The 15,728-nt window shown below is 68.2% G+C and carries 15 protein-coding genes; 8 read left to right on the top strand and 7 right to left on the bottom strand.

Going from position 1 to position 15,728, the window contains the following annotated elements:
• Window positions 1-7: 7 nt before the first annotated feature.
• Together JI752_RS15905 and JI752_RS15900 are read left to right on the top strand one after the other, a co-directional pair.
• Window positions 8-1,186 carry a DUF3182 family protein gene (locus tag JI752_RS15905; RefSeq protein ID WP_216965900.1) on the top strand — a complete coding sequence of 393 codons (1,179 nt, stop codon included), beginning with the start codon at window positions 8-10 and terminating at the stop codon, window positions 1,184-1,186.
• Complete coding sequence (locus JI752_RS15900; RefSeq protein WP_216965898.1) at window positions 1,176-1,973, top strand: alpha/beta fold hydrolase; 798 nt, start codon at window positions 1,176-1,178, stop codon at window positions 1,971-1,973. The genes JI752_RS15905 and JI752_RS15900 overlap by 11 nt, the downstream gene beginning before the upstream one ends.
• Before the next feature lie 374 nt (window positions 1,974-2,347).
• Here the strand turns inward: JI752_RS15900 and JI752_RS15895 are convergent, their stop codons facing one another.
• The 3 genes from JI752_RS15895 to JI752_RS15885 all read right to left on the bottom strand — a co-directional run bounded on the left by JI752_RS15895 (window position 2,348) and on the right by JI752_RS15885 (window position 4,872).
• Window positions 2,348-3,352 (bottom strand): SDR family oxidoreductase, encoded by a 1,005-nt coding sequence (locus JI752_RS15895; RefSeq protein WP_216965896.1) that lies wholly within the window; start codon window positions 3,350-3,352, stop codon window positions 2,348-2,350.
• A gap of 93 nt (window positions 3,353-3,445) precedes the next feature.
• Complete coding sequence (locus tag JI752_RS15890; protein ID WP_216965894.1) at window positions 3,446-3,802, bottom strand: BON domain-containing protein; 357 nt, start codon at window positions 3,800-3,802, stop codon at window positions 3,446-3,448.
• 134 nt (window positions 3,803-3,936) lie between these two features.
• On the bottom strand, window positions 3,937-4,872 hold the full coding sequence (locus tag JI752_RS15885; protein WP_216965892.1) for a S41 family peptidase: 936 nt from the start codon (window positions 4,870-4,872) through the stop codon (window positions 3,937-3,939).
• Between the two features lie 88 nt (window positions 4,873-4,960).
• Here JI752_RS15885 and queD point away from each other — a divergent pair, with 88 nt between their 5' ends.
• Window positions 4,961-5,314: a 6-carboxytetrahydropterin synthase QueD gene (gene queD, locus JI752_RS15880; protein WP_216965890.1), complete on the top strand. Its 354-nt coding sequence runs from the start codon at window positions 4,961-4,963 to the stop codon at window positions 5,312-5,314.
• A gap of 93 nt (window positions 5,315-5,407) precedes the next feature.
• Here queD and JI752_RS15875 read toward each other — a convergent pair whose 3' ends face one another.
• Entirely contained in the window at window positions 5,408-7,672 is a 2,265-nt protein-coding gene (locus JI752_RS15875; protein WP_216965887.1) for a patatin-like phospholipase family protein, read from the bottom strand.
• Between the two features lie 189 nt (window positions 7,673-7,861).
• Between JI752_RS15875 and JI752_RS15870 the strand changes: the two genes are divergently transcribed.
• From JI752_RS15870 to JI752_RS15860, 3 genes are all read left to right on the top strand, one after another.
• On the top strand, window positions 7,862-8,272 hold the full coding sequence (locus JI752_RS15870; protein ID WP_216965885.1) for a phasin family protein: 411 nt from the start codon (window positions 7,862-7,864) through the stop codon (window positions 8,270-8,272).
• 189 nt (window positions 8,273-8,461) lie between these two features.
• A complete protein-coding gene (locus JI752_RS15865) occupies window positions 8,462-8,842 on the top strand; it encodes an antitoxin Xre/MbcA/ParS toxin-binding domain-containing protein (RefSeq protein ID WP_216965877.1) in 381 nt (126 codons plus the stop codon).
• On the top strand, window positions 8,839-9,390 hold the full coding sequence (locus JI752_RS15860) for an RES family NAD+ phosphorylase (protein WP_216965876.1): 552 nt from the start codon (window positions 8,839-8,841) through the stop codon (window positions 9,388-9,390). Before JI752_RS15865 ends, JI752_RS15860 begins: the two co-directional genes overlap by 4 nt.
• 77 nt (window positions 9,391-9,467) lie before the next feature.
• Here JI752_RS15860 and JI752_RS15855 read toward each other — a convergent pair whose 3' ends face one another.
• The 3 genes from JI752_RS15855 to bioD form a co-directional block, all read right to left on the bottom strand.
• Window positions 9,468-12,641: a multidrug efflux RND transporter permease subunit gene (locus tag JI752_RS15855; protein ID WP_216965875.1), complete on the bottom strand. Its 3,174-nt coding sequence runs from the start codon at window positions 12,639-12,641 to the stop codon at window positions 9,468-9,470.
• 9 nt (window positions 12,642-12,650) lie between these two features.
• Entirely contained in the window at window positions 12,651-13,838 is a 1,188-nt protein-coding gene (locus JI752_RS15850) for an efflux RND transporter periplasmic adaptor subunit (RefSeq protein ID WP_216965874.1), read from the bottom strand.
• Between the two features lie 123 nt (window positions 13,839-13,961).
• A complete protein-coding gene (gene bioD / locus JI752_RS15845; RefSeq protein WP_216965873.1) occupies window positions 13,962-14,630 on the bottom strand; it encodes a dethiobiotin synthase in 669 nt (222 codons plus the stop codon).
• Window positions 14,631-14,699: 69 nt separating this feature from the next.
• Here bioD and JI752_RS15840 point away from each other — a divergent pair, with 69 nt between their 5' ends.
• On the top strand, window positions 14,700-15,185 hold the full coding sequence (locus JI752_RS15840) for a GAF domain-containing protein (RefSeq protein WP_216965872.1): 486 nt from the start codon (window positions 14,700-14,702) through the stop codon (window positions 15,183-15,185).
• Complete coding sequence (locus JI752_RS15835) at window positions 15,182-15,559, top strand: TfoX/Sxy family protein (protein WP_216965870.1); 378 nt, start codon at window positions 15,182-15,184, stop codon at window positions 15,557-15,559. The genes JI752_RS15840 and JI752_RS15835 overlap by 4 nt, the downstream gene beginning before the upstream one ends.
• Window positions 15,560-15,728 lie beyond the last annotated feature (169 nt).

Raw genomic sequence — 15,728 nt, 5'->3', positions numbered from 1 at the left:
GCGCGCGATGGCGGCCGGCGGAGCCTGGGCATCCACCGCATCGGACACCGGGCGCGCGACATGCGCGCAGGGTGCCGGCTGCGTCGTCGAACTGTTGCGGCGCGCGCGTCGAACCGAGCATGAGGCGGCCACCGGACGCTGGATCGGCGAACGACTGGCCGGCCTGCTCGGCTACGAGTACGGCGGCGTGCATGCACCCGACACGGACGCGGATGCCGCGCCGCCGGAGCGGTACTTCCTGCCCGACAGCACGCTGTCCACCGCCGACGCGCGTGCGCTGCACATCCACGGGCCGGAGCAGTTGCTGGGCGGCGTCGTGCCGCATCCGTTCGTGGCGACCAAGTCGATCACGCATCGGCTCGTCGACGGCGCGCGCGTCGTGCCCGTGGGCTGGTCTCACGCGCTGGGCGCCGCGCTCGACGAGGTCACCCTGCCCGGCTTCGCCGCTTTCAGCGTGGACGACGTGGCGCGCGCCGCGAAACAGTTGTTCGAACAGGGCCTGCCGGCCCGCATCAAGCGCGCCGACGGCATCGGCGGCGTCGGCCAATCGGTCGCCACCGATCGCAAGACGCTCGACGCCGCGCTGGCGCATCTGGACGTGGACTGCCTGGAACGCCTGGGCGCGGTGGTGGAACTCAACCTCAAGCCGGTGAAGACCTACAGCGTCGGTACGGTGGCGGTGGGCGAGCAGCGCATCGCCTACTTCGGAATGCAGCGGCTCACGCGCAACCGGCACGGCGTGGCGGTGTACGGCGGATCGAGCCTGGCCTGCCTGCGTGGCGGCCTGGAGGACGTGATGGCGACATTGCAGGACGAGGCCGAACGTCGCGTGCTGCGTTGTGCGATCCGCTACGACGCGGAGGTTTCGCGCGCGTATCCGGAGTTCTTCGCCTCCAGGCGCAATTACGACGTGGCGCTCGGCGTGGATCCGTCGGGCGTGCCGCGCACGGGCGTGCTGGAGCAGTCCTGGCGCATCGGCGGCGCGACACCGGCGGAGATCCTAGCGCTGGAAGCGATGCACCGTGATCCCAGGTTGTCGCAGGTGCATGTCTCCACGCACGAAACCTACGAACTGATCGACGCGCCGCTCGGCGCGCAGGTGTACTTCCACGGCGAAGACCCCGCCGTCGGCCCGATGACGAAGTACGCCGTACTCGATGCGCAGGACGATGCGCATGGACGTTAGCCTCGAAAGCATCGAGCTGGCAGTGGAGCAGGATCGTGTGTGCGGCACGGTGCTCTCGCCGCCTTCGCGGATGCCGGGCGTGCTGTTCGTGCACGGTTGGGGCGGCAGCCAGGAACACGATCTGGTGCGCGCACGCGAAGCGGCCGGCATCGGCTGCGTGTGCCTCACCTTCGACCTGCGCGGCCACGAGCGCACGGCGCGTCACTGGGAGAAGGTGAATCGCCCGCAGAACCTGGCCGACCTGCTCGCCGCCTACGACTGGCTGGCCGCGCGACCGAACGTGGATCCCACCGCGATGGCGGTCGTCGGCATCAGTTACGGCGGATACCTGGCGGCCTTGATGACGGCGCAGCGGCCGGTGCGCTGGCTGGCGTTGCGTTCGCCGGCGATCTACATGGACGAGGGCTGGGAACTGCCCAAGCTCCAGCTGCACATCGACACGGATCTGAACGCCTATCGCCAGCGCCGGATCGACATGCAGGACAACCGCGTGCTGCGCGCATGTGCGGCATATCGGGGCCACGCGTTGCTGGTCGCGGCCGAGCACGACACGGTGGTGCCGCATCCGGTCATCGACAACTACGCCAACGCATTCCACCGCACGCGCTCGCTGACGCGCCGCATCGTCGAGGGCGCCGACCACGCGTTCTCGCAGAAGCCCGCGCAGAAGGCCTATACCGCGATCCTGATCAAGTGGCTGGCCGAGATGATCATGGGCGCGCGCGAGGAAGCAGCGCTGGCGAAGCTGCGGGAGCGGCGGATTCCGGAGGAGGAGGAAGGGGTGTGATGCGGGATGTGATGCGGGATGCGATGCGTGGTTTGATGCGTGATGCGTGATGCGTGGTGTGATGCGCGGTGCGGCAAGGAGTCGCCCATCACCTTCCCGAAGCCGTCATCCCGGCGAAGGCCGGGATCCAGGCCGTCACGCCATCCGCCCCATCACGTCATTCCAGCGAAAGCGGGAATCCATTTTGCTGTTGCTGCACACAGGCAACACGAAAGCGTGCCATGCGACGGCCCCCAAGCCCCGCCTACGCGGGAATGACGATGAGGATATTCACCGCAGAGGGAGTGCCCGCACGCTGAGGGCCTGGGTCCCGGCCTTCGCCGGGATGACGGAATTTGAGAGTGACCTTGCCTTCGTCTTGCGCGCGTTCCTGCTCACCCATGCGGCCCACCCATCACCGGCAGCACGATGCCGCTGATGTAGGACGAGCACACCGGCGCAGCCAGGAACACGTAGGCCGGTGACAGTTCCTCCGGTTGCGCCGGCCGCCCCATGTCGCTGGACGCACCGAACTTCGCCACGTCCTTCGCCGCCTTGTCGGCCGGATTGAGCGGTGTCCACACGGGCCCCGGCGCCACCGCGTTCACGCGGATGCCGCGTTCGAGCAGGTTGCTCGCCAGCGACATCGTGAAGGCGTGGATCGCACCCTTGGTCGCCGAATAGTCGAGCAGGTGCGGCGAGCCGAACAGGCCGGTCTCGGAGCCGGAATTGATGATGCACGCGCCGCGCTTGAGGTGCGGCAGTGCGGCGCGTGCCATGTGGAAGTAGCCGGCGATGTTGGTCTGCAAGGTTTCCTGCAGGTGTTCGTCGGTGAGGTCTTCCAGCTTCTTGGCGTGCAATTGGAAAGCGGCGTTGTTGACGAGGATGTCCAGCCGCCCGAACGCCTGGACGGTCGCGGCGACGGCGCCGTTGCAGAAGGTGGAATCCTTCACGTCGCCGGGAATCACCAGGCAGCGCCGGCCTTCCTTTTCCACTGCGGCGCGCGTTTGCTCGGCGTCCTCGTGTTCGTCGAGGTAGACGATGGCGACGTCGGCGCCTTCGCGCGCGAACAGCACCGCCACCGCGCGCCCGATGCCGGAATCTCCGCCCGTCACGATGGCGACGCGGTCGAGCAGCTTCTCGCTGCCTTTGTAGTCGGGCGCCATGTAGCGCGGCTGCGGGTCGAGGTCGCGCTCGCGGCCCGGCTTTTGCTGGTGCTGCGCGGGAAGCGGGTTTTCCGGTTGCCGCCGTGTGCCGGCCTGCACGGCCTTCCTGGACGATGCCTTCTTCGCGGGCGATTTGGCCTGCCTGGCGTCCTTCGCCTCGACCTTCTTCTGGATCGCCCGTTGCTTCGCTGCGGTGCCGGCGGCCTTCGACGCCGGCTTCTTCTCCATCGCCATGCCCGTGTCCTCCGCTACCGATGACAAGAACGCCCGGGTGCGGACACCCGGGCGCTCGTGCCTGCATGCGGCCGCTGAAAGGCCGACGCAGGATTACTTGCCCGTCTTGGCGACGGCCAGACCACTGGCATCGACGCTCTTGACGCCCTTGATGCCCTTCGCCACCGCGATGGCCTTGTCGTGCTTGGCCTTGCTGTCGACCGTGCCCGACAGTTTCACCGTGCCGTTGACGGTGTCGACGTCGATCTCCGTGCCCGGCACGTCCGACGTCGCCATGAGGTCGGCCTTCACCTTGGTGGTGATCCAGGTGTCGTTGACGGGCTGCGCGGAGCCTTCCTCTTCCGCTTCGGCCTGGGCGCGATCCTGCGCGAGCACGATCATCGGCGTGGAGATGATCGCCACGGCGCCGAGAATGGCGGCAAACAGCTTCGCGTTGGTATGGATCTTCATGCGAGTCCTCCACTGGAAAGTGCCGACAGCTTTCGTTGTCGGCGTGTATCCCCGCGTGAAATCACCGATATCGCGCAGTTCGCGCAGGGCCTGCGTTCACGGATGCGAATCCGGTGTAAACGCGCGCGGCGTGTTCAGGGCGATCGACGGGCGCGTTGCAGTGCTTCGTCCAGCGCATCGGAAGCGGCGACCGCCACGTCAGGCGCGACGCCGCTGCCTTCCCAGTTGGTGCGCGTGATGGGATTGACCGGCGTTCCGTCGGATACGAACACGCGAAAGCCCGCGCCCACGTCGACCTCGCCACCGGGATTGGCCGCGCCCGCGCTGCGCTCGCCGATGACGGTCGCGCGGCGTGCGCTCTGCAACGTGTAGGTGAACGCTTCGGCCGCCGAGGCGGTGCCGCCGTCGATGAGCACGTACACGGGCACGCGCGTGCGCGGGTGCGCGTAGGGATGCAGGGGCGCCTCGCTGAACGTATCGGTGCGCGTGTGGAAGGCGTTGTAGACGTCGGCGTCCGGTTCGACGAACGCGCTGGCGAGATAGCCGACCATGCTCGGCGATCCACCGCGGTTGCCGCGCAGGTCGATCACGTTCACGCCGGTGCCGGAGAGCGTTGCCAGCGCGGCGTCGATGGCGACGCGCGCAGGCGCATCGGTGTCGTCGGGCTCGAAGTGCGCGAAGCCGTCCAGGCGCAGGTAGCCGATGTCGCCGGGCAGGACGTCGATTTCGACGATGCCGTTGGGCGATGAAGTCCGCGGCGTCCTGCGCGGCGCGGGCGGGCGCGCGGCGTCGCCCGGTGCGCTCCATCGCACGCGGAAATGGCGGTCGAGCGGGCGCAGGCGCGCGGTGAGCGCGTCGGCCAGTGCCTGCGCCTGGAGCGCGTCGTAGGCGCCAGTGGCGGCGTCGCGGCGCAGGTCGTCGGCGATGCGCTTGCCGCGCTCGGGGTCGAAGTAGCGGTCGGCGATCGCGGCGGCCACGGCGTCGACGTGCACGCGGGACGCGGGCGTGGCGTGCACGGCCGCCGAGGCGGACAGCAGCAGGAGGGCGGCGATGCGGAGCAGGTTCGGCATGGGCGGCGTTCCGGAGGCTTTCCTGTCTGGATGCCGCGGGCGGCCCGGGGGTCGCAGCGACCGCCGCCGCAGGCGGTAAACTGCGCGCATGAAGATCTTCAAGGCATTCACGCTGGAAGCCGCGCACCGCCTTCCGAACGTCCCGGAAGGCCACAAGTGCGCGCGCCTGCACGGGCACAGCTTCCGCATCGAACTCCACGTCGAGGGCGACATCGACCCGCACGCCGGCTGGGTGATGGACTTCGCCGACGTGAAGGCGGCCTTCAAGCCGCTCTACGACCGGCTCGACCACCACTACCTCAACGACATCGAAGGCCTCGAGAACCCCACCAGCGAGCGACTGGCGGTGTGGATCTGGGAGCGTCTGAAGCCGGCGCTGCCGCTGTTGTCGGAGGTCGTCGTGCACGAGACCTGCACGTCGGGGTGCAGTTACAAAGGGTGAGGCGGTTCGCTTACGCGGCACGGCCGCGTGTCCTGCCGAACGCCCGGTCAGAATGGCCGGGCCCGGGTAACGGCTACGCGTCGCTCACACGCCTCACTTCACCTCCGGCCGCAGCAGCGAGCCGAACGTCAGGTACCACGAGCTCTCGCCTTCGTCGTTGCCGCCGTAGGCCAGGAACATCGGCCCCAGTGGCGTGCTGAATCCGACGAACAGGCTGCCGGCGAGGATCAGATCGTCGGCGTCCACCGCGTCCTTGCTCGTCCACGCATTGCCCGTTTCCAGGCTCGCGCCGACGTACATCGGCAGCGAGAACAATCGGCTCGTGTTGCCGGTGCGGCGGTACATCACCGCGCGTGCCAGCGCGGTCTGGTTGCCGGCCAGCGCGCGTTCGTCGAAGCCCGACAGGTTGAGGAACCCGCCCAGGAATCCCTGCGCCTGGAAGAAGTTGTCGTCCTCCAGCGCGCTGGTGAGGCGCGCGCCGAGCAGCAGGTGATAGCGGCCCCATGCCTGCGCCCAGTCTCCGGTGAGCCGCGCGACGTTGCCTTCCACGTTCGCGCCCATCGTTTCGTAGTAGGTCTCCAGGTCCGCGCTGACGCGCACACCGCGCGTGGGGAAGTTGATGCTGTCCAGCGTGTCCCACGTCGCGTTGTACATGATGCCGGCGTACTCCTCCTGCGCGCCGCTGAAGTCGGCGGGGTTGCCGATCAGCAGGTCGCCGCGATCGCGACCGCGCAGCAGCTCCGCGCTGATGCGCCATTCCGGTTGCGGCGTGAAGCCCGCCTGCAGCGCGAGCTGGCGCCGGTTGATGCGGAACTCGGCAAGCTGGTTGCCGTCGCGCCACAACGGCAGCGATTCGTTGCGCAGCTCCAGTGAAGGTTGCAGATAGAAGGCCCCGGTCTCGCCGAAGGGCTGGTAGAACTCCGAGCGCAGGCCGGTGATGCGGCCCAGTCGCATCACGTTGCGCCACTCCGCGCCCAGCGTGTTGACGTCGTTGAACGTCAGCTCCGCCGAGACCATGTAACTGTTGCGCCCGTTGAAGTTGTCGTCGAGCTGGAAGCCCAGCTTGCCGAAGGCCGACCACGGTTTTTCCGCCGGGATGATCTGCAGTCCGCGTTCGCCATCGCGCTCGACGAGCCGGTAGTCGATCTGCTGGAAGCGCCCGTCGCCATAGGCCGTGCCGATGTCCTTCTCCAGGCGCTCGGCGTCGAACGGTTTGTCGAGGTTGTCGGCCACGGCGCGCTCGACCTGGCGCGTCGCCGAGGGCGAGCGGCCTTCGACCACGTCGAGGAACGACACCAGCTTGGGATCGAAATCGCGCTTGCGCTGGCGCTCGCGGTAAGCGGCGTAGGTCGCCTCGTCCACCGACAGCGCGCGCAGCCGCGGCAGCGCGGCTTCGGCGGCGCGCTCGCCGATCGCGATGGCCTCGGCGCCGCGGTTGAATTCCGCCGCGGTGATGTCGCCCAGCTCGGGGCGGATCAGCACGTCGCCGGGACCGAGCGTGGCGAGCGTGCGCTCGGTCTTGTTGGACATCAGCGCCGAGATCATCTGATCCATGATCACGATCGGATTGGTCAGCGCTTCTTCCTTGTGCAGCGGCGATCCGACGTCGACCACAATGAGGCGATGCGCGCCCATCTCGCGCACGACGTCCACGGGCACGTTGTCGACCATGCCGCCGTCCACCAGCAGGCGATCGCCCACGCGCACCGGCGCGAACGCGCCCGGCACGGACATGCTCGAGCGAATCGCCAGCGCGAGGTCGCCGTCCTGGAACACCACCTTGTCGCCGGTGACGATGTCGGCGGCCACGGCGCGGAAGGGGATCGGCAGGTTGTCGAAGTCGTGCACGTTCCAGGTCGAGATCGTCAGCCGGCGCATCAGCATCAGCAGCTTCTGCCCCTGCACGATGCCCACGGGCAGCACGACGCGGCCGTCGACGTAGCCGATCTCCAGGTCGAGCAGGTAGCGGAAGTCGGCGTCCTTGCGGCGCATCGGCTGGCCCGGGCGCGGCGGGTCGTCGACGAACATGTCGGCCCAGTCGATGGTTTCGATCAGGTTTTCCATCTCGGCCGGCGTGTAGCCGGTGGCGTACAGGCCGCCGACGATCGAGCCCATGCTGGTGCCGGCCATCTTGCACACGGGGATGCGCTCGCGTTCGAGCACCTTGAGCACGCCGATGTGCGCCGAACCGCGCGCGCCGCCGCCGCCGAGGACGAGGCCGACGCAGGCCGGTTCATTCCGGGCCGGGGGCGACTGCGCGGCGGCCGGGAGCGCCGTCAGGCCGGCCGCGACCAGGGCCGCTCCGGACAGGGCGCGCCCGAGGCGGCGCAGCAGTGGGGAGCGGGCGGTCGCATCCATCATCGTCCGGTCATCCTGGTTGGCGAAGCTGTGCGCACCGGCCGAGCCCGGCGCAGTCCGATTCTGCCATCGGTCCTGTGAGGCCCAACGGTGTCTGAATCGAGTTCCCGGACGTGTTGCACTGCAACAAAACCAGCGCTATGCTGCACCGCACAATCCACCCTTCCCCGGATTGCCCAGGAGACCAGCATGTACCAGCCGTTCAACGAACAGTTTGCCGCCGCAACGCGCCAGTTCGCGGAGACGGCCGCGCAGGTCAACCGCCTGGCCCTCGACAACGCCGAGGCCGTGTTCGGCCTGCAGCTGTCGGCCATCGAGGACCGCGTCAACGCCACCTTCGCCTTCCTTGGCGAGGCCGCCGAGGCCCGTGATTTCGAGGCCCTCAAGACGCTGCTGCCGAAGGGCGCGCAGGTTGCCCGCGAGAACTTCGAGCGCGGTGTCGCCACCGGCCAGGAAGTCTTCGGCCGCACGCTGAAGGCCCACGGTGCGATCACCGAGCTGGCCAAGTCGCAGTTCGAAACCGCCGCGCGCGGCGTGCAGGCCGGCGTCGAAACGACCGTGAAGGCCGCCACCGGCGCCCCGAAGGCCGCTGCCAAGTAATTCCGAATCTCTCTCCTTAACTGGCTTTATTTTTCCGATCTACCGCCACCCCTCCCGGCGGTCTGGAAACCCGGCAGCGCAAGCGGCCGGGTTTTTTCTTTTCCCGGCGCCTGAGCCGGGCGCGGGTGGCCGGTCGTATTTCGGGCGAATCGGGTGCATAATCCGTGCACGCACTGCCGGAGCCCGCTCATGAACGCCGTCATGAAGCCTCGTACCAGCCTCGCCGAATCCCTGCGCGAGCCCGAGCAGGTCTACCTGTCCCCCCGCCGGATCGGGGAGGCGCTCGGCCTGCAGATCCAGAGCCTGGCCGAGCGCGCCCGCGTCAGCCGCAACACGCCCACCGCACGCCCGCAGAACGAACACCTCCAGCAGTACCTGCGCGATGTCGTGCGCGTGCTCGCCGCGGCCGAAGACGTGGCCGGCGGCGATCGGGCACGCGCGATCTTCTGGTTCATGAACGACCCGCTGCCGGAGTTCGACTACCTCACCGCCGACGCGCTGGTGCAGGCGGGCAAGGCGCAGGTGGTCATCGACTACATCGAATCCATCGCCGGGGGCGCGACCGGATGATCCTGCGCGAGTTGGGCGATGGCGACGCGCTGTACCGCGTCATCGTCCCGCGCTGGTCGCATGCGCCCACCTCCGGCGCCGGCGCCGCACTGAAGGGCGGCCGCTTCAATCGCGCAGGACTGGAAGCGCTGTACCTGTCCCGCGAACTGGAGACGGCCGTGGAGGAATACCGCCAGCACGAGCAACTGCTGCCGCCCGGCACGCTGGTGACTTTCCTGGTCGGTCCGTTGCTCGTGGTGGATTTCGCGCGCGGCTACGAGGGCGACGGCTGGGATCCGATCTGGGCCGAGTACGCCTGCAACTGGCGTCGCCTCGCCTTCGACGAACGCATCGAGCCGCCGAGCTGGGTGCTGGGCGACCTCGCGCTCGATGCCGGCGCGGCCGGCATTCTCTTTCCGTCCGCCGCGCGCACCGGCGGCACGAACCTGGTGCTGTTCAACTCCAGCCAGCTGCCCGCGCGCCTGCTGCGCGTGCACGATCCGAACGGTCAGCTGCCGCAGGACGGGCGCTCGTGGCCGGATCCTTCGAACCCGATATCCACCCGCTGATCCTGCATCGCCGCATCCGTCGATGCAAAGAAAAAGCCCGCCATCCGGCGGGCTTTTCCGTTCTGCGGTTCCGGGGATCAGCTCACCGGTCGCGGCCGCAGGTGTTCATCCTCGTCGTCCTGTTCGATCACCGGCTTCTCGTCCATCTTGTCGCCCAGCAGGCGACGCACCGCGACGTAGAACACCGGAATCAACAGCAGGCCGAGGAAGGTCGCGAACATCATGCCGCCGATCACACCGGTGCCGATGGCGTGACGCGAGTTCGCGCCGGCGCCGCTGGAAATCGCCAGCGGGAACACGCCCATGATGAAGGCGAAGGACGTCATCAGGATCGGACGGAAGCGCAGGTGCGCGGCCTCGATCGTCGCCTCGCGCAGCGTCTTGCCGTGCTGGCGCTGCTCGATGGCGAACTCCACGATCAGGATCGCGTTCTTGGCTGCAAGACCAATCACCGTGATCAGGCCGATCTTGAAGTAGATGTCGTTGGGCAATCCGCGCAGCAGCGAGAACAGCACCGCGCCGAGCGCACCCAGCGGCACCACCAGCAGCACCGCGACCGGCACCGACCAGCTTTCGTACAACGCGGCCAGGCACAGGAACACGACGAGGATCGACAACGCCAGCAACGCAGGCGCCTGGTTGCCCGACAGGATTTCCTGGTACGACTGGCCCGTCCAGTCGTAGCCGAAGCCCTGCGGCAGGTCCTTCTCGACGATGTTCGCCATCGCGGTCATCGCTTCGCCCGAGCTGTGGCCCGGTGCCTGCGAACCCACGATTTCCACCGCTGCGTAGCCGTTGTATCGCGTGAGCGACGGCGACGCGGTGATCCAGTGGTTACGCACCACGTTCGACAGCGGCACCATCGACGTCGCTTCGCCCGGGCCCGCCTGCGTCAGCGGACTGGGCGTGTAGAAGCGCGCCAGCGATTCCGGGCCCGTGCGGTACGGGCCGTCGGCCTGCATCGTCACGCGCTTCACGCGGCCCGCGTCGACGAAGTCGTTGACGTACACCGGCGCCAGCATCAGCTGGATCGCGCTGTAGATGTCGCCCACCGACAGGCCCATCGAGGTCGCCTGCACACGGTCGACGTCCAGGCGCAGCTGCGGCGAGGCTTCCAGTTCGTTCGGACGCACGCCGGTCAGCGCCTTGTCCTCACCGGCCTTGCCCAGCAGGGTGTTGCGCGCTTCGGTCAGCGCCTCACGGCCCTGGCCCTGGCGGTCCTGCAGGTACATGTCGAAGCCGCCGAACTGGCCCAGGCCGCTCACCGTCGGCAGGTTGATCACGAAGATCTGCGCGTCGCGGATGCCGAACAACGCGCCGTTGGCCTTCTGGATGAACTCCGACGCGGTGACCTTGCGCTCGTCCCACGGCTTGAGGCGGATGAACGCGATGCCCACGTTCTCGCCCTGGCCGACGAAGCTGAAGCCGGCGACGGTGAAGATGCCGTCGAACTCGTCTTCCTTCGCCATCGTCGCGCGCACTTCTTCCAACACGGCGTTGGTGCGATTGATCGTCGCGCCCGGCGGCAGGTTGATCAGGGCGATCGCGTAGCCCTGGTCTTCCTCGGGCAGGAAGCTGCCCGGCATGCGCGTGAACAGGAATCCGCACAGCACCACCAGCACGCCGAACACCATCATCCAGCGCGGTGCGTGGCTGATCGCGTGGCCGATGTGGCCGACGTAGGTCTTGGCGATCTTGTCGTAGTACTTGTTGAAGGTGCGGAAGACGAAGTTGTCGCGGTGGTGGTCGGCCGTCGGCTTGAGCAGCGTCGCGCACAGCGCGGGCGTGAAGCCCAGCGCGAGGAACGCCGAGAAGAACATCGCCATGGCGATGGTGATGGCGAACTGCTTGTAGATCTCGCCCGCCGAACCACCCTGGAACGCCGAGGGGATGAACACCGCCGCCAGCACGACCGTAATCGCCACGACCGCGCCGCTGATCTGGCTCATCGACTTGCGTGTCGCCGCCTTCGGCGAGAGTCCTTCCTCGGTCATGATGCGTTCGACGTTCTCGATCACCACGATCGCGTCGTCCACCACGATGCCGATCGCCAGCACCATGCCGAACAGGCTGAGCTGGTTGATCGTGAAGCCGATGAAGTACATGCCCAGGAACGTGCCGAGCAGCGCGATGGGAATGACCAGCGTGGGGATCAGCGTCGCGCGCAGGTTCTGCAGGAAGATCAGCATCACCAGGAACACGAGCACGATCGCCTCGAACAGCGTCTTGATCACTTCCTTGATCGAGACGGCGACGAAGGTGGAGCTGTCGTACGGCGAGAACCAGGTGACGCCCTGCGGGAACGTCGCCTGCAGTTCGTTCATGCGCTTGGTGACGGCCTCCGCCACGCCCAGCGCGTTGGCGCCCGGCGCCAGCTGGATGGCGAAACCGGCGGCCGGCTTGCCGTCCCAGCGGCTGTCGAAACCGTAGGACGTCGCGCCCAGGCCGATCCGCGCGACATCACGCAGCCGCACCGTGGTGCCGTCGCCGTTCGTGCGCAGGATGATGTTGCCGAACTGCTCGGGCGTGCTGAAGCGACCTTCGGCGGACACGGTCGCAGTGAAGCCCTGCTCCGCCGGCGCAGGGTCGGAGCCGATCTTGCCGGCCGCGAACTGCACGTTCTGGCCGCGCACCGCGGTGAGCACCTGCGTGGCCGACAGACCGAAGCCGCGCAGCTGGTCGGGGTTCAACCAGATGTTCATCGCGTATTCGCTGCCGAACTGCTGGGTGCTGCCCACGCCCGGCACGCGCGCGATCTGGTCGAGCACGCGCGAACCGACGATGTCGCTGAGGGCATCGCGGTCCATCGACTCGTCGTCCGAACGCAGCGCGACGACCTTCAGGAAGCCCGCGTTGGCCTTCGCCACGACCACACCTTGCTGCACCACTTCGGTGGGCAGGCGCGGCGTGGCGAGCGCGACCTTGTTCTGCACCTGCACCTGCGCGATGTCCGGGTCGGTGCCCGGCGTGAACGTCAGGGTGATGTTGGAACCGCCGCTGGAGCTGGAGGACGAGGAGAAGTAGACGAGGTTGTCGATGCCCGTCAGCTGCTGCTCGATCACCTGCGTGACCGCGCCCTCGGCCGTCTCGGCGCTGGCGCCGGGATAGGACGTGGACACCGTCACCTGCGGCGGTGCGATGGAGGGATACGACTCGACGCCGAGGTTCAGGATCGCGAGCACGCCGCACAGCGAGATCAGGATCGCGATGACCCAGGCGAAGACCGGGTGGTTGATGAAGAATCTGGACATGGCGTGGGGTCAGTCCTTCTTGGCCGGTTCCTCACCGGCGGCCTTCGCGGCCGGCGCCTTCGATGCATCGCCGGCGGTCTTGCCCGCGGCGTCGGCCGGCGAAACCTTGGCCGGCTTGCCCGGCTGCGCGCGCTGCACGCCGGAGACGATGACCTGGTCGTTCGGGGCCAGGCCCTTGGTCACCACCCAGTTGCCGCCTTGCTGGCGGTCGGCCACGACGTCCTTGCGCGCGACGTTGCCGTCGCTGCCGAGGACCAGCACGAAGGCGCTCTTGGCATCGCGCTGCACACCGGCCTGCGGGACCAGGTAGGCATTGGGCGTCACGCCCAGCACCGTCTTGAGGGTCACGAACGTGCCCGGCAGCAGCGTCTTGTCGGGGTTGGGGATCAGCGCGCGCAGCGCGATCGCGCCGGTGCTCGGATCGACGACGTCGCCGGAGAAGTCCAGCTTGCCCTGGCGCTCGTACGGCGTGCCGTCCGGCAGGACGACGGTCACCTTCGAATCGCCCTGCGTGGTCTGCGCGCGACGCACCTGCTCCAGCTCGGTGACGCTGAGGGAGAAGTTCACGTAGAGCTGGTCGATCTGGTCGACCGTGGTGAGCAGCGTCGGCGTGCCCTGCCCGACCAGCGCGCCTTCGGTGACCTGCTGCTGGTTCGCGCGGCCGCTGATCGGCGCGGTCACCGTGGCGTAGCCCAGGTTGATGCGCGCATTCGCCAGCGCCGCCTCGGCCTGCTTCACCGCGGCACCGGAGCTGCGCTCGGCGGCCATGGCGTTGTCCAGGTCGGACTGCGAGACGAACTTCTCCGGCGCCAGGCGGCGGGCGCGATCGGCGGCGGCCTTGGCGTTGGCGTAGTTGGCCTGCGCCGAGGCCAGCGAGGCCTGGGCCTGGCCGACTTCGGCCTGCAACGGCGCCGGGTCGATCAGGAACAGCACCTGCCCGGCCTTCACGTCGCTGCCTTCCTCATAGACCCGGCGCTGCAGCACGCCCGGAACGCGCGCACGCACGTCCGCGCTGCGGAACGCGGCCAGACGGCCCACCAGATCCTTCTGCAGCGGCACGTCGCCCGGCTGCACCTTGACCACACCGACGTCCGGCGGGGGCATCTCGCCGCCCTGGGGCTGATCCTTGCCGCCGCAGGCGGACAGTACGAGGGCCAACGCGGCAGCGATCGCCACCGTGCGCGGGTTCTTGACCATGGGGGAAGACTCCAATTCCTTCATGACGGGCGTCGCAGCCCGGGTAGGGTTCGAATTCCTATACCGCCCAGTCTAGCATTTGTCGGGAGCGGCCCATCTCCCATTGGTCACGCCTATCGCCGATCAGGCCGGTTGAAGCAAAGCCGCCAGCTGTGCCGGATCGGGCGCTTCGCGGAACGGGAGCCGTCCCCAGCACGCTACCGGCAGGTGCTGCTTCAGCAGCGTGAAGTTGTCATCGGCGCGCTCCATGGCCGGGTCGATGTCGTTGGCGATCCAGCCCACCAGATGCAGACCATCGGCCTGGATCGCCCGCGCGGTGAGTCGCGCATGGTTGAGACAGCCCAGGCGCAGCCCCACGACCATCACCACCGGCAGGTCCAGCGCGCGCACCACGTCCGCCTGGTCCAGATCGGCGGCCAGCGGCGCGGCCCAACCGCCCACACCTTCCACCACCACCGCATCGGCCTGCGAGGACAGGCGTGCGAATGCGCTTTCTATCGGCGCAAGGGTAACGCGGATGCCTGCGTCGGCGGCAGCCAGTTCAGGCGCCAGCGGATTGGGCAGGGCGAATGGATTGACGTCCTCGTACGCAGGGCGCGGCGCGCTTGCCGCCTGCAGGGCGAGCGCGTCTTCGTTGCGCCATCCCTCCGGCGTGCGCTCGCAGCCACTGGCAAGCGGCTTCATGCCGACCGCGCGCAACCCGCGCGCGCGCAGCGCATGCAACAGCGTCGCACTGGCCAGCGATTTGCCGATGCCGGTGTCGGTGCCGGTGACGAACCAGCCGCGGCTCACGACGCGGCCCCTTTCGGAGCGGCCCTGCCGGCCCCAAGTACGCTGGTAGACTGCGGAAAAGAGGCACTCATGTTCACCAGCGAAAGTCTAAGCGGCACGAAGTCGGAACAGTATGCGCAACTGCTCGCGCAGGCGCGTGCGCTCATGCATGGCGAACGCGACCGCATCGCCAACGCCGCCAACCTGGCCGCGCTGATCTACAACGCGGTGCCGGAACTCAACTGGGCCGGCTTCTACTTCTTCGACGGCACCGAGCTGGTCGTGGGTCCGTTCCAGGGACTGCCCGCCTGCGTGCGCATTCCGCTCGACAAGGGCGTGTGCGGCGCCGCCGCCTCCACCCGGCAGACCCAGCTCGTCCCCGACGTGCACGCCTTCCCCGGCCACATCGCCTGCGACTCGGCCTCCAACTCCGAACTGGTCGTGCCACTGGTCTCCGCCAATGGCGAGCTGATCGGCGTGCTCGACCTCGACAGTCCGGTCCTGGACCGTTTCAACGTTGAAGACCAGCACGGCCTGGAGTCCATCGCGCGGGCATATGTGGAGTCACTGGAATGACGACCAGCACCGACAAGCTGCGCAACATCGGCCCGAAGTCCGCCGCCTGGCTGCGCCAGGTCGGACTGCGCACACGCGAGGACCTCGCCGCGGTGGGCACGGTGGAGGCCTTCATGCGCGTCAAGCGCGCCGGCTTCAAGCCGACGTTGAACCTGCTGTACGCCATCGAAGGCGCGTTGCAGGACTGCCATTGGCAGGAGATTTCCGACGAGCGCCGCGGCGAGCTCATCCAGGCCGCCGATGCCGCCACCGCCCTGCTGCCGCCGCCGCGCTACAAGCCGGCCGCCGCGCCGGTTACGACGACGCAGATGGCCCGCGAGGAAGACACCATCGCGATGCCGACGCTGTTCGACGAGCCTGCGGATCGGGACTGATCGAGACAGTCTGCACTCCGAGCACCTCCCTTTCTCCCGCTTGCGGGAGTAGGTGCCCGAAGGGCGGATGAGGGCAAACGGAGACGAGGCTTCGACTCGGCTGGGCCCTTCAACGCTCCGCGCGCTTTCCTTCGCTCCCACCGCTCTCCCGCAAGCGTGAGAGGGCTTT

The organism is Lysobacter sp. MMG2, from assembly GCF_016735495.2.
Classification (GTDB): domain Bacteria; phylum Pseudomonadota; class Gammaproteobacteria; order Xanthomonadales; family Xanthomonadaceae; genus Lysobacter_J.
This window is presented reverse-complemented; position numbering and strand designations above follow the sequence as displayed.